This is a genomic window from Bacillus sp. FSL K6-0993, assembly GCF_037977205.1.
In the GTDB taxonomy this organism is placed as follows: domain Bacteria; phylum Bacillota; class Bacilli; order Bacillales; family Bacillaceae; genus Bacillus; species Bacillus subtilis.
Genome location: NZ_CP150275.1, coordinates 514,944 through 526,882, shown reverse-complemented (window position 1 = coordinate 526,882; position 11,939 = coordinate 514,944). Strand labels below are relative to the sequence as shown.

At 38.9% G+C, this 11,939-nt stretch carries 16 protein-coding genes and 7 tRNA genes; 2 read left to right on the top strand and 21 right to left on the bottom strand.

The annotated features are described in order from the left end of the window. Window positions 1-18: 18 nt before the first annotated feature. The 8 genes from MHH79_RS02760 to MHH79_RS02725 all read right to left on the bottom strand — a co-directional run bounded on the left by MHH79_RS02760 (window position 19) and on the right by MHH79_RS02725 (window position 4,387). On the bottom strand, window positions 19-201 hold the full coding sequence (locus MHH79_RS02760) for a hypothetical protein (RefSeq protein WP_309529847.1): 183 nt from the start codon (window positions 199-201) through the stop codon (window positions 19-21). 116 nt (window positions 202-317) lie between these two features. Next, on the bottom strand, window positions 318-446 hold the full coding sequence (locus MHH79_RS02755; protein ID WP_187290710.1) for a class III lanthipeptide: 129 nt from the start codon (window positions 444-446) through the stop codon (window positions 318-320). Between the two features lie 37 nt (window positions 447-483). Next, window positions 484-612, bottom strand: coding sequence for a class III lanthipeptide (locus MHH79_RS02750; protein WP_187290712.1), 129 nt, complete (start codon window positions 610-612; stop codon window positions 484-486). Window positions 613-648: 36 nt separating this feature from the next. Next, the gene (locus MHH79_RS02745; protein WP_187290710.1) at window positions 649-777 is read right to left on the bottom strand and encodes a class III lanthipeptide; all 129 of its coding nucleotides are present in this window, start codon (window positions 775-777) and stop codon (window positions 649-651) included. 36 nt (window positions 778-813) lie between these two features. Beyond that, window positions 814-942: a class III lanthipeptide gene (locus MHH79_RS02740; protein WP_187290711.1), complete on the bottom strand. Its 129-nt coding sequence runs from the start codon at window positions 940-942 to the stop codon at window positions 814-816. Window positions 943-979: 37 nt separating this feature from the next. Further along, a complete protein-coding gene (locus MHH79_RS02735) occupies window positions 980-1,108 on the bottom strand; it encodes a class III lanthipeptide (protein ID WP_187290710.1) in 129 nt (42 codons plus the stop codon). Continuing rightward, the gene (gene lanKC, locus MHH79_RS02730) at window positions 1,071-3,758 is read right to left on the bottom strand and encodes a class III lanthionine synthetase LanKC (protein ID WP_015482834.1); all 2,688 of its coding nucleotides are present in this window, start codon (window positions 3,756-3,758) and stop codon (window positions 1,071-1,073) included. The genes MHH79_RS02735 and lanKC overlap by 38 nt, the downstream gene beginning before the upstream one ends. A 14-nt stretch (window positions 3,759-3,772) precedes the next feature. Further along, window positions 3,773-4,387, bottom strand: a complete 615-nt coding sequence (locus MHH79_RS02725) for a trypsin-like serine protease (protein ID WP_236822440.1) — start codon at window positions 4,385-4,387, stop codon at window positions 3,773-3,775. 191 nt (window positions 4,388-4,578) lie between these two features. Between MHH79_RS02725 and MHH79_RS02720 the strand changes: the two genes are divergently transcribed. Then, window positions 4,579-4,728: a hypothetical protein gene (locus MHH79_RS02720; RefSeq protein WP_154304909.1), complete on the top strand. Its 150-nt coding sequence runs from the start codon at window positions 4,579-4,581 to the stop codon at window positions 4,726-4,728. Between the two features lie 1,233 nt (window positions 4,729-5,961). Here MHH79_RS02720 and MHH79_RS02715 read toward each other — a convergent pair. From MHH79_RS02715 to MHH79_RS02680, 8 genes are all read right to left on the bottom strand, one after another. Then, window positions 5,962-6,045 (bottom strand) — tRNA-Leu (locus tag MHH79_RS02715). An 81-nt stretch (window positions 6,046-6,126) separates the two neighbouring features. Further along, window positions 6,127-6,208 (bottom strand) — tRNA-Leu (locus MHH79_RS02710). Window positions 6,209-6,219: 11 nt separating this feature from the next. Beyond that, window positions 6,220-6,295: transfer RNA gene (locus tag MHH79_RS02705), tRNA-Lys, on the bottom strand. Window positions 6,296-6,322: 27 nt separating this feature from the next. Further along, window positions 6,323-6,397, bottom strand: a tRNA-Gln gene (locus MHH79_RS02700). Between the two features lie 11 nt (window positions 6,398-6,408). Beyond that, window positions 6,409-6,480: transfer RNA gene (locus MHH79_RS02695), tRNA-Glu, on the bottom strand. Between the two features lie 29 nt (window positions 6,481-6,509). Then, a tRNA-Ser gene (locus MHH79_RS02690) sits at window positions 6,510-6,600 on the bottom strand. 4 nt (window positions 6,601-6,604) lie between these two features. Next, a tRNA-Asn gene (locus tag MHH79_RS02685) sits at window positions 6,605-6,679 on the bottom strand. Window positions 6,680-6,801: 122 nt separating this feature from the next. After that, a complete protein-coding gene (locus MHH79_RS02680) occupies window positions 6,802-7,254 on the bottom strand; it encodes a SprT family protein (RefSeq protein ID WP_340034977.1) in 453 nt (150 codons plus the stop codon). Between the two features lie 103 nt (window positions 7,255-7,357). Between MHH79_RS02680 and cmpA the strand changes: the two genes are divergently transcribed. Continuing rightward, window positions 7,358-7,471, top strand: coding sequence for a cortex morphogenetic protein CmpA (gene cmpA, locus MHH79_RS02675; RefSeq protein WP_003225207.1), 114 nt, complete (start codon window positions 7,358-7,360; stop codon window positions 7,469-7,471). A gap of 9 nt (window positions 7,472-7,480) precedes the next feature. Here cmpA and MHH79_RS02670 read toward each other — a convergent pair whose 3' ends face one another. From MHH79_RS02670 to rsbV, 5 genes are all read right to left on the bottom strand, one after another. After that, window positions 7,481-9,640, bottom strand: a complete 2,160-nt coding sequence (locus MHH79_RS02670; protein ID WP_340034976.1) for a Tex family protein — start codon at window positions 9,638-9,640, stop codon at window positions 7,481-7,483. A gap of 108 nt (window positions 9,641-9,748) precedes the next feature. Continuing rightward, window positions 9,749-10,348, bottom strand: coding sequence for a phosphoserine phosphatase RsbX (gene rsbX / locus MHH79_RS02665; protein ID WP_015382836.1), 600 nt, complete (start codon window positions 10,346-10,348; stop codon window positions 9,749-9,751). After that, window positions 10,348-11,136: an RNA polymerase sigma factor SigB gene (gene sigB / locus MHH79_RS02660; RefSeq protein ID WP_003246715.1), complete on the bottom strand. Its 789-nt coding sequence runs from the start codon at window positions 11,134-11,136 to the stop codon at window positions 10,348-10,350. The genes rsbX and sigB overlap by 1 nt, the downstream gene beginning before the upstream one ends. Continuing rightward, window positions 11,102-11,584, bottom strand: coding sequence for an anti-sigma B factor RsbW (rsbW, locus tag MHH79_RS02655; RefSeq protein ID WP_003234299.1), 483 nt, complete (start codon window positions 11,582-11,584; stop codon window positions 11,102-11,104). Before rsbW ends, sigB begins: the two co-directional genes overlap by 35 nt. Beyond that, complete coding sequence (gene rsbV, locus MHH79_RS02650) at window positions 11,581-11,910, bottom strand: anti-sigma factor antagonist RsbV (RefSeq protein WP_003234298.1); 330 nt, start codon at window positions 11,908-11,910, stop codon at window positions 11,581-11,583. Before rsbV ends, rsbW begins: the two co-directional genes overlap by 4 nt. Window positions 11,911-11,939 lie beyond the last annotated feature (29 nt).

The window sequence follows — 11,939 nt, the reverse complement described above, 5'->3', positions numbered from 1 at the left end:
TACAACCCTCTCAGGAGATTAGTTATTGCAAAAAGCTGCACTCATGGTACTGACAGGAAGAGGAGTTAAACAAAAAGCTATACTAGCAGGTGAAATAAGTGATTGACCTTCAACAGTTCCTGTCGCTCCTGCAGTATATACTGGACCACTTTCAAAGCTCTGTAATTTCAGGATATTACTGATTTGCTTTCCTCTTGACATTTCATCCAACTCCTCTTATATTTTTTAGATAGTTTATTGTATTTACTTTTTGGGTAATACAAAGAAAAGAGAGGATGATCCCCTCTCTTTTCTTTAAGTAGGGTTGTCCAAAATCATTAGTTACCACAGAAATACAAACTTACTGTACTGATCTTATCGCAGCCTAAGCTTACTGATGATCTGCCTTTTAATAGAGTAACCTCTTTATCAAGTGCTTTATGCTGAAGTGATAATAATTTTTTCATTTGTTTTACCTCCTCTTTAGTCTAAACAGCAGTAATCTTAGTTACCACAGAAATACAAACTTACTGTACTGATCTTATCGCAGCCTAAGCTTACTGATGATTTGCCTTTTAATAGAGTAACTTCTTTATCAAGTGCTTTGTGCTGAAGTGATAATAGCTTTTTCATTTATTTCACCTCCTTTAGTCTAAACAGTAAGTAATCTTAGTTACCACAGAAATACAAACTTACTGTACTGATCTTATCGCAGCCTAAGCTTACTGATGATCTGCCTTTTAATAGAGTAACCTCTTTATCAAGTGCTTTATGCTGAAGTGATAATAGCTTTTTCATTTATTTCACCTCCTTTAGTCTAAACAGTGAGTAATCTTAGTTAGCACAGAAATACAAACTTACTGTACTGATCTTATCGCAGCCTAAGCTTACTGATGACTTGCCTTTTAATAGAGTAACCTCTTTATCAAGTGCTTTGTGCTGAAGTGATAATAGCTTTTTCATTTATTTCACCTCCTTTAGTATAAACAGAGGGTAACCTTTAGTTACCGCAGAAATACAAACTTACTGTACTGATCTTATCGCAGCCTAAGCTTACTGATGATCTGCCTTTTAATAGAGTAACCTCTTTATCAAGTGCTTTGTGCTGAAGTGATAATAGCTTTTTCATTTGTTTCACCTCCTTTAATGAACTTGTCTATTTCAAAGAGATTCAGATTATTGTTTTTAGGTAACGGTAACCAACTACTCCATTTATCACTATCTATATCAGAAAGAGCAAGTAGTAATCCGCTGTTTCCTGTTTGTAAGTCTAAAGATAGTCGGTAACCATACTCTCCTGGACTTAAAATTCCTTCGTGTTTCTTATACAGGAGATAATTCCCGAGTGCTTTAATGGTATATTCTAATGAGCCTGTATTTACCCCTGCACATTTCATTGCATTCGCAAGAATAATCATTCCTCCCACACCTCGAAAGATGCCACTTGCAAATGTGCTATATAAGTCTGTAACATTAGTTAGTTTTTTGAATAGTTCAGTATTACTTTCTGTCATAAAATCAGGAAGATTTTTATTGAATTCCAGCATAATTAATGCAATCCCAGCTGCACCTTCACCAAGATATGGTATCAACCTTTTATAGCCCAATGAATATTCTTTTATTTGTGCTAATTCTAATTTAGAATCAATTTCAATGTTTTTGCTTATTTCTTTATTGAAAATTTCGCTAGCCAGCTTTATTAAGTCATTGTCATTTGTCGCCTTGCCTAACATTAGAATATACAAGCTGATTCCAGACCAGCCATTTAACAAGCCATACGGCATTGCATAAGGATCCCTTACAGTGATGGAGCAGTCTTCTTTATAGGCATCTATTATTCTATTTCCTATTTTTATAGAGCGATCTAGAAAGTCTTTTTTCTGAGTAATGCTATAAAACGCCAGGTAGTTTAATCCAATTCCCGATAATCCAGAAAACAGTGTTAAATCTGAATCTTCAGTATCTGGAAAAGGCATTGTCTCTAACAGTTTAATTGCTTCTTCTTTATATCCAATATCGTATAAAACGGACAATATGCCTGAGATACCATTAAATAAACCGAGCGGGAAATTTTTATATGTTTCCGTGTCTAAATTCAATATTGTCTCCAATACATGATCAACCCATTGATAAACTGAATCGGATAGAGTCCCTGTTCTATCCAAGGCCATTATTCCCCCAAATCCTCCATTAGCGATTGATAGACTGCCCATTTTTTCAATGAATTGCCTGATATCTCCGGATATTAAACTTTCTGACTTAGGTTTTAAATGACTCATAATTCCAGCTCGCAAACCTTCAGTTATTTCATTAACATTCTTGTAGTTTATTTTCATTGGTGGAATTGTTAAAGTAGCAGCTTTACTTAATTTCTTGATGGTTGGTAATGTCTTCTCTTGAATTTCTTGAATTTTATTTAAAACTTCATCCCCAAAATTCTCTCCAATCCATTTATCTTGATTTATTTCAATATCAATTGACAGATCAGATAAATTTTCTATCGGTAAAAATAAAAACCTGCAAATTCTAAGTAATGCATACCAATCTGCTTGCTCAAAAGTTTCTGCTTGATCCGTAACGTAACCAGGAGTCATTAAGGCGGGGGTGTATTTGCTTTCGGGAGTTACAGCAGTTTCTAGGTCTATTAATTTGATTGAGTAATCCTCTAATACCAATACATTATTTGGCTGTAAGTCTCCGAGTGCAATCTTACTTCTATGAAGATCTTTTAAAGCATCAATCAACTGATCTATCACATGCATCATGCGTTCCATATAAATATCTTTATCTTCTTTATATGAAAACGGAAAGTTTTGAGATACATATTCCATAAGAGAAATTCCTGATACATGTTCTTCAATCAAATAGTTATTTTCCCAAATCTCAAAGTAATCGTAAAAATCAACTATGTAAGGCTTCTCACTTAATTGCTTTATTGTTTCAGCCTCTTTATAAATTCGTTTAAAACCATCTAGTTTCAACCGATCCAAACCTGAACCAAGTCTTCCTTCTTTCATAACAAACGTTTTCCCGTTTTTTTCAACTTTATATACTCCACCACCATTGCTAAAATGCAGTGCAGAAATAACATTGTATGAATCAAACTTCGATGTGTCTTCTTTATCAAGTTCTGCATCAACTTTTTTAGTCATGATTTGTATTTCAACAGGTTCTTCAACAAAGTCAGGAACTTCATAATATGGAGCACGGACATCTGGAATTAATGTGCCATCAGGTCGCTGAATTGCTGGAACATTTTGTCCATCTTTATTCACATACATAGATACAAATGCTCCATAACGAAAGAAGACATTTGAATACTTCCAGCGTTTATCATTCAATATATAAGGACCTTTTTTTAAAGCTTTAGTCAGATTATCTAAATCTGAAAGTAATGTTAGAAAAGTCTTGTTATCATAAGGATAGATTGTAATGAATTTACCCGAAGATGCTCTGTCTCCATTTTTAGAGTTTTTGAATAATAATTGCCTTTCATTAGGAACAAATTTAAAGGATATTTCATTTTCTATGAGATATGGAAGGACAATATCTAAAGTCTTTTGTGCCTCATCAATATCTGTAGTGATATGTATTTTCCATCCTTGTTTGGGCATCTTTTTCTTTGTGTTAATACAATAACTCCAATTAATATCCGTGTTTTGTTGCCACTCTTCAGAATTTAAGCTAGGGATACGATAATTGTTTACTATTTTATTCGGTGTTACCAATTCATAAAATAAATTGCCTGGGCTCAAAAACTCAACATATCTTAAATCCATCAAAATCCCTCACTTTAGGCTAGAATAATTTTTTCTTGCATCTCACTTGTCAATAACTTGTTTAGTATTCTTTCTGTATCTTTAGTCCAAATAGACGCCCAAACCATATTTTTGAAACTTTTAATCCTAGCAGATGTAACACCAATCTGGAATTTTTCATTATTACTTTCAAAAAACCAAGGACCGCCAGATATCCCATGTTTAAGTTTGGATCTCATTCCAATAAGCTGCTCTTCTTTAAAAAGAGTTAAATCTAAATCTCCTTTAGAGTATTTCTTCTGAGATTTAAAAAATGAAATTGGGTAGCCTGCTAATGTAACCGCTTTATTATGCTCTTCTATCATCCCACTTAAATCAAAGTTAGGAATAAAAGCAACATTCCTCATGCTTTCAGGCAATTTAATCCATCCAAAAGCATAGTCATAAGTTAACCTATGAGTACTAATCCATTTTTCAGGTATTACTATATTTAGTACATCATATGATTCTTTCATTCCACAGTTCTCTACTTCTATTGATATGTTTTTAGCTATTTCATTACTGCCTACATCGTATAGGCAATGAGCTGCAGTAGCAACAAAGAATTCATCTTTGTATATGATAATAGATGCGCTACCTAATGAATTCACTTTTGATTTTCCTAATTGAAAACTAAGTTTACATATATTATCCATGACTCATTACCTTTCTATTTCTTTTTTTTCTTTTTTAGGCAATTTAAGTTATTTATATTGTAATACCCTATGGGAAATATTACAATGGATAAAAGTGAAAATTTTCACTTTTTTTACAAAATCATAATCAAAAAGGAGGTGTTATAATGTCTGATAAAATTTTGGCACTTCAAAAATTATCAACGAAAAAAAGTGACAGCCCTGATAAAAAGTCAGTTCTCAGTATTTTTATTTGTGAGGGTGGTCAAGGCAGCTCAGTAAGTCTATACGCTTGTACTTCCGTAGGTGGTTTTTAACGAAGATTTCCATTAGGTTTTACTATTTCACAATCAAATGAATAAACTGGAGGTATAGCATTATGAAAAAAGTTCTTTCACTTCAGAAACTTTATGACACCGATATACCTAAGAGTAATAAAATTCAATCCAATGTGAGTATTGGCTGTTTAGGCAGAAGTAACATAAGTTTGTTTATTTGTTAATTTATAGTGAAGTTTATATCATCTTGCTGTCCTTAAAATTTTTAAGGGCAGCTTCTTTATAGCTCTTTTTATTTAGGTTATATCGTGCAAATTAGATCAGAGGTTTGGAGGCGTACCAAAGTAACCGTAGTTAGACCAAGGTATATGAATATGGAGCAGAAAAGTGAATTGCTTGCTACCATATGCAGGGGTTAATGGTATAGGTTTTATTCTGTGCAATCTATTCAAAAGAAAAAAAGAGAGCAAAGTACAGCTTCATTAATTCATCAGTTGAAATAAAATAACCTGCTCATCTAATCAGGTTATTGGGAACGCGACTGATAGAAGGTAGAGTTACGAGAATGGCGTCCGTTTAAGGAAGTTATAGAGGAAGATCGCCCATTCTTTTTATCACTATTGGACTAAGAATATCTAGTTTAGGGGGATGAAAGCTAAATAAACAAGTACGGGTGGAAAACGCAAAAGATCTCCCCACAAAAAGGTTTTAAACTTTACACAGTCGCCTTTGAACCCTTTTTAAGATTTTCTCTAATTTTAGTGACCTTATATGGGCGACAATCGTATCGTAACTTGGAACCATTCTATATTGCTTATTGACGTATATTTCCATCATGTATCTTCCTAGTACTCAGTAATTAAGATAATCTCTTTTTTCATAATTACCTATCAAATGAATAGATGTTTTCCTATTCGTTCCCTTCACATTCTCTCTTTAATAAACAAGTCCCTCTTTGCTATTCACATTATTTTATAGTAGCGGTTCTTAAATTGAGAAGGAGTTTAACCAACCTGACTTCACAGCTAAAGTATTCCCATGTCAAATTGTTAATTGATCAAAGAGAAGATTATATCACAATAAAAGAACGACTTGGACATACTCCCATCAGAACAACAACTGATTTTTCTTGCATCTCTTTTCCAATAAACAAAAAGAACTGCTGATAAGCTGAATGCATTATTTTAACAAGTGGAGTAAAAAGGAGTAAACCTTAAAATTAAAAGAGAGCATAAAAAAATACCAGGGGTCTACAACCCTTGGTATCATTGATGCGGCCGAGAGGACTTGAACCTCCACGGGTTATTCACCCACTAGGCCCTCAACCTAGCGCGTCTGCCATTCCGCCACGACCGCGTGATCATGAAATTGTGTTTGTGCTGGTTTAGTAGGCTCTTAACCTAGTAAAAACCATTTGCGTGCACTTTGTAAATAAAGTGCGGGTGAAGGGACTCGAACCCCCACGTCGTAAGACACTAGATCCTAAGTCTAGCGCGTCTGCCAATTCCGCCACACCCGCAAAAAGACAAATGGTGAGCCATGAAGGACTCGAACCTTCGACCCTCTGATTAAAAGTCAGATGCTCTACCAACTGAGCTAATGGCTCTTACTATTAGATTTCAAAAAATAAAAATGGCTGGGCTAGCTGGATTCGAACCAACGCATGACGGAGTCAAAGTCCGTTGCCTTACCGCTTGGCTATAGCCCAACGAAATGGAATGACCCGTACGGGATTCGAACCCGTGTTACCGCCGTGAAAGGGCGGTGTCTTAACCGCTTGACCAACGGGCCGATGGTTGAGAACTTATATCGAAATCTTATGGCGGAGAAGGAGGGATTTGAACCCTCGCGCCGCTTACGCGACCTACACCCTTAGCAGGGGCGCCTCTTCAGCCACTTGAGTACTTCTCCAATATGGCTCCACAGGCAGGATTCGAACCTGCGACCGATCGGTTAACAGCCGATAGCTCTACCACTGAGCTACTGTGGAATAATGAGACAAGACTTATTATATCAGCCTTGATTTACAGTGTCAAGAGGTAAATGTTTTTATTTATCTCTCGTAACGACTTTTATAATGTAACACAGGCTTGCCATATTCGTCAACCTTTTTCACGAAAAAATTCTTTTTATTTTTCCGCGGCATTTTCCGCACCTGTATCTGTCAGGGTTCATGGCGCGCTTCTTTATATACTGTTGGCCGCAGGCCGTACAGATATACATATAAGTTTTTTTGTTTTCCGCTTTTTTCTTAAGGGGTGTACAGAACCTCGGCGCGTTGACTTGCTGCAAAAGCATTCTAAAATCTCTGTCTCTGTGCTTGTACCCTTTTCCTTCAAGATGAAGATGATAATGGCAGAGCTCATGCTTGATGATGCCGACCAGTTCCTCCCTGCCGTGTTCAATCAAATATTTTCTGTTCAATTCAATGTTATGGGAAGTTAACAGGTACCTTCCGCCCGTGGTTTTAAGCCTGTCATTAAAAAGCGCCCGATGGCGGAACGGCTTTTTAAAATATGTTTTAGAAATATCCTCTGTCAGCTTTTGAAGCTCTATATTATCCATAGTGCACCTCACTTAAAAAACATTGAACGGGACAATTCACCGTTCGCATACAATATGGTAATCACCGTCCCTCTTATGATAAAAGCTGAGGAGGAATGAGCCTATGCCAAATTGGCTTAAAAAGCAGATGCAAAAAGCGTTCCTTGAAAAAGATAATTACCAAATTAAACTGCTGAATCAATGCTGGTATTTCTATAGGAAAAAACACTGCTCGTAAGCAGTGCTTTTATTTTACCATAGACAGCGATACTCTGCCTTTTTGTACATCTACGCCGTCAACCCAAACTGTCACGATATCGCCGACAGATACGACATCAAGAGGATGCTTAACGAATTGATTGCTCAGTTTTGAGATATGCACAAGCCCGTCTTGTTTAACTCCGATATCAACAAACGCTCCGAAGTCCACTACATTGCGCACGGTGCCCTGCAGTTCCATTCCCTCTTTCAAATCTTCCAGCTGAAGGACGTCTGTTTTCAGCAAAGGCTTAGGCACCTCATCACGTGGATCGCGTTCCGGCCTTGTCAGCTGTTCACAAATATCTTTCAGAGTGATTTCTCCGATTCCCAGCTCTTTTGCCGTTTCAGAAAGCGCCAGCTGATTGATTTTATCCTTCAATTCCGCCGTGCCGATATGTTCTGTTGAAAGTCCGAGTTTTTTCAAAAGCGCTTTTGTTTCTTTATAGCTTTCCGGGTGGATGCCTGTTCTATCCAAAGGCTCTGTCCCTTCCTGCACTCTTAAGAAACCGATACATTGCTCATAGGTTTTCGCACCGAGCCTCGGGATGTCCTTCAGTTCTTTTCGATTTGAAAACTTTCCGATTTCCTCACGTTTTTTGACAACGTTGCCTGCTACAGACTTCGATAATCCAGCTACATATTGAAGCAGCGCGGCGGAGGCTGTGTTAACGTTTACTCCCACCTGGTTTACAACCGTTTCGACGACGAACCGCAGAGATTCATTTAAGCGTTTTTGGCTGACGTCATGCTGATACTGCCCGACACCAACAGACTTCGGATCGATCTTAACGAGCTCCGCGAGCGGGTCTTGAAGTCTTCGCGCAATAGATACGGCACTGCGCTCTTCAACCTTAAGGTCAGGGAATTCTTCTCGAGCAAGCTCTGAAGCCGAATAGACGCTTGCTCCCGCTTCATTGACAATCACATAATAAATTTTGCGCGGCATGTCTTTCAGTACATTTACGATGAATTGCTCTGTTTCTCTGGATGCTGTGCCGTTTCCGATCGCCACCATCTCGACTTGATACTGCTCAAGAATCTTTTTTACTTTTTCATGGGCTTCTTTTGTTTTGTTGACTGGCGCATGCGGATAGATCACATCAATTTTCAAGACTTTTCCGGTCTCATCTGACACAGCGAGCTTACAGCCAGTTCGAAAGGCTGGGTCAACACCGAGAACGGTTTTGCCTTTCATCGGCGGCTGCAAAAGAAGCTTTCTCAAATTCTCTGAGAAAATATGAATCGCCTGTTCATCAGCTTTTTCTGAGAGCTCTTTCCTGATTTCACGCTCGATTGCCGGCTGGATCAGCCTTTTATAGCTGTCTTCAATTGTCTCCTGCAAAATCTCTTTTACGGATGTTGAGCGATTTTTGATGATTTGTTTTTCTAAATACGCCTTAATGTGATCCGCAGGCGGTTCGATCGACACCTTTAAAATGTCTTCTTTTTCGCCGCGGTTCATTGCCAGCACCCTATGCGGAACGACTTTTGCAATTGGCTCTTCATACTCGTAATACATTTCATACACATTTTTCTCATCGGTGTCTGCCGACTTTCCGGCTGCAGACTTAATGGTTCCTCTTTTGAAGGTTTCCTGACGAATCCACTTTCTGAAAGTCGGCTCGTCTGAGATTTGTTCCGCAATAATGTGCTTGGCGCCTTCAATCGCTTCTTCTCGTGTGAACACTTCTTTTTCTTCGCTGATGTATTGGTCTGCTGTTGCTGCCAGACGATCTTCTTGTGGAAGTGTCAGGATATAGTCGGCAAGCGGCTCAAGGCCTTTGCTTTTGGCGACTGTCGCCTTTGTTTTACGTTTTTGTTTATAAGGGCGATAAAGGTCTTCCACTTCCTGAAGCTTCACCGATTGCTCGATTTTACGTTTTAGATCATCTGTCAGTTTATCCTGCTCTGCAATCAGCCTGATGACTTCTTCTTTTCGCTGATTCAGGTTTTGTATGTATTGCCAGCGTTCAGAAATCGTCTGAATCTGAACCTCATCCATTGAACCCGTCTGCTCTTTTCGATACCGGGCAATAAACGGGACTGTATTGCCGTCCTCAAGCAGGCGGATGACACTTTCAACGTGTTTTTGTGATAAACCTATTTCTTTCGCAATTTGCTGTTTTAAAAGGGCTGACGTTTCCATGTAACCAAAGCCTCCAATTTTGTCGTTCTTTCTCTAGTGTATCAAAAACCGAAAAAAACACATAAAAAAAAGAAGCCGGTATTCCAGCTTCTTCTTGTTCTTATTCTCTTAGGACAGCTGTCCGAGAATATAGGTCAGGTCATCTTTTCTCGATGTCGTATACATTTTCAGCGAATTCGATATGTCTTCTACCGATTGGCCTTTTTTCAAATGGGAGCGGATATCAGGTACGTTGAGTCCATCTGTATGTATAATGAACTTTGAACCCTTTTCATAGGTGGCGGTGTGCGTTTTGTATTTTTGCGGCTTGCCTGATAAATAGCCCGAAATCGGCAGAGGATAAAAGCTTTCACCAGACGGGGAATGCAGAATAAACCGTACATTTCCGACAGAGCAGTACGTAAACTGCCTTTGCTCAAAATTGATTTTCAGGATAGATGCTGTAGCGCCTCTTTTGTTTTTCATCGCCTGATTACAGCGTTCGATAATGCTTTCTACGTCTTCATTCGCATAGTTTTCCACTAAGTCTTTGATGGCTGCAGAGGATTCGTTAGCAAGTGATCCACTTCCCAGTCCGTCAGCAACCGCACAAATTAACTCCTTATCATCAGCTTTCATAAAAAAGCTGTCACCGCAAATCGATTTCCCTTCTTTATTCAGTTGATATACTAGAGTTTGAATATGCTCGTTTTCTTCAACCTGGATCATTACATTAACTCCATCGAGGGATCTTCAATCAAGGCCTCTCTGAGCTTCTTCACAGCTTTGCGCTGCAAGCGCGAGACGTGCATTTGAGATATACCGAGAATGTCCCCAGTTTCTTTTTGGCTTTTGTTTTGAATATACGTAAGGTCTATGATTTGTTTTTCACGATCTGAAAGGACATGAAGCACGCTTTGCAGCATCAATTGCTGATTGACCCGCTCATATCCGTCCTCCTGTGATCCGACGATATCAAGAATCGTGACGGTGCTTCCGTCCGAATCCGCTTCAATGCTGTGGTCAACGGATAAGGCTTGATAGCTTTTGCCCATTTCCATCGTTTCAAGAACCTCTTCTTCAGAAACATCGAGGAATTCGGCAATCTCTTCGACTTTCGGCGATCTTTGTGTTTCAGTGGTCAGCTGATCAACCGCCATTTTGATTCTTGGACCCAGTTCCTTAATTCGTCTCGGCACATGAACGCTCCATGTTTTATCTCTGAGGAAACGTTTAATTTCACCGATGATTGTCGGGATTGCAAAAGCTTCAAACGATTTGCCGACAACAGGATCGTATCGCTTAATCGCGCCTAGCAGCCCGATCATGCCGACCTGGCGGAGATCCTCGTGGAAGCTTTTGCCTTTTGAGTATTTTTTCGCAAGCATGTCAACCAGATTTGTATACACCCGCACAAGCGTTTCCTGCGCCTGTTCATCTTGCTTTGTTTGGTAATCGCTTATGAGCCGATCGACTTCATCTTTAGTTAGTTTCGTAGTTTTTGATGGTTGTGTCATGATCAACTCGCTCCCCATTTAAATACTTTGTCATCGCTACGGTGACGCCGGAGTGGTTTTGCACTCTGACTTCATCCATGAGCGTTTCCATTAAATATAGACCGAGCCCTCCTTCTGATAATTGATCAACTGTGTGCGAAGGTGTGTACGGCCCTAGATCCTGCTGCTTTTGATCAAAGTCAAAGCTGTCTCCTTCATCCGCCACAATAACCTCTAAACGGTCTTCAAACACACCGAATCGGATTGACACTTCCCCATTTTTATCTTCTTTGTAAGCGTGCTGAACCGCATTTGTGCACGCCTCGCTGACTGCGATTTTCAAATCTTCAATTTCATCGTACGTATAGCCCATTCTGCTTGCGACCCCTGACAGCGTCAGTCTTATAATTCCCACATATTCAGGTTGGGCCGGCACTTTCATTTCGATGTAATCAGCATTATTCTTCATTGCACTCCACCTTCTGACTTTGCAGAAATATCAATGATGTCCTTCAAGCCTGTAATGTCAAACAGTCGGATCAGCCGTTCAGAAAGATTTTCAAGTTTCAGCGAACCACCTTGTTTTTTCACCATTTTAAAGGTCCCTACAAAAACGCCCAATCCGGTACTGTCCATGTAGCTGACATCTTTCAGGCAAATTCTTAAGTCAGCTCCTTGTTCTGCCAGAGGAACGAGCTTCTCTCTAAGCACCGGTGCTGAGTATACATCAATTTCTCCTGCAATGTTTACTTGTATATCATTCTCGTTTTGCTTCACATCAACATTTATATTCATTCGTATCACCTCAAATTTTCCTTCAAATC

Excerpts from the sequence above, each read along its gene's own strand:
- lanKC (WP_015482834.1), bottom strand. The coding sequence starts at position 3,758 with ATGGATTTAAGATATGTTGAGTTTTTGAGCCCAGGCAATTTATTTTAT.
- MHH79_RS02670 (WP_340034976.1), bottom strand. The coding sequence starts at position 9,640 with ATGGAAACGTCAGCCCTTTTAAAACAGCAAATTGCGAAAGAAATAGGT.
- MHH79_RS02740 (WP_187290711.1), bottom strand. The coding sequence starts at position 942 with ATGAAAAAGCTATTATCACTTCAGCACAAAGCACTTGATAAAGAGGTT.
- cmpA (WP_003225207.1), top strand. The coding sequence starts at position 7,358 with ATGCCAAATTGGCTTAAAAAGCAGATGCAAAAAGCGTTCCTTGAAAAA.
- MHH79_RS02760 (WP_309529847.1), bottom strand. The coding sequence starts at position 201 with ATGTCAAGAGGAAAGCAAATCAGTAATATCCTGAAATTACAGAGCTTT.
- rsbV (WP_003234298.1), bottom strand. The coding sequence starts at position 11,910 with ATGAATATAAATGTTGATGTGAAGCAAAACGAGAATGATATACAAGTA.
- rsbX (WP_015382836.1), bottom strand. The coding sequence starts at position 10,348 with ATGATCCAGGTTGAAGAAAACGAGCATATTCAAACTCTAGTATATCAA.
- MHH79_RS02755 (WP_187290710.1), bottom strand. The coding sequence starts at position 446 with ATGAAAAAATTATTATCACTTCAGCATAAAGCACTTGATAAAGAGGTT.
- MHH79_RS02720 (WP_154304909.1), top strand. The coding sequence starts at position 4,579 with ATGTCTGATAAAATTTTGGCACTTCAAAAATTATCAACGAAAAAAAGT.
- MHH79_RS02745 (WP_187290710.1), bottom strand. The coding sequence starts at position 777 with ATGAAAAAGCTATTATCACTTCAGCATAAAGCACTTGATAAAGAGGTT.
- sigB (WP_003246715.1), bottom strand. The coding sequence starts at position 11,136 with ATGACACAACCATCAAAAACTACGAAACTAACTAAAGATGAAGTCGAT.
- MHH79_RS02680 (WP_340034977.1), bottom strand. The coding sequence starts at position 7,254 with ATGGATAATATAGAGCTTCAAAAGCTGACAGAGGATATTTCTAAAACA.
- MHH79_RS02735 (WP_187290710.1), bottom strand. The coding sequence starts at position 1,108 with ATGAAAAAGCTATTATCACTTCAGCACAAAGCACTTGATAAAGAGGTT.
- MHH79_RS02750 (WP_187290712.1), bottom strand. The coding sequence starts at position 612 with ATGAAAAAGCTATTATCACTTCAGCACAAAGCACTTGATAAAGAAGTT.
- rsbW (WP_003234299.1), bottom strand. The coding sequence starts at position 11,584 with ATGAAGAATAATGCTGATTACATCGAAATGAAAGTGCCGGCCCAACCT.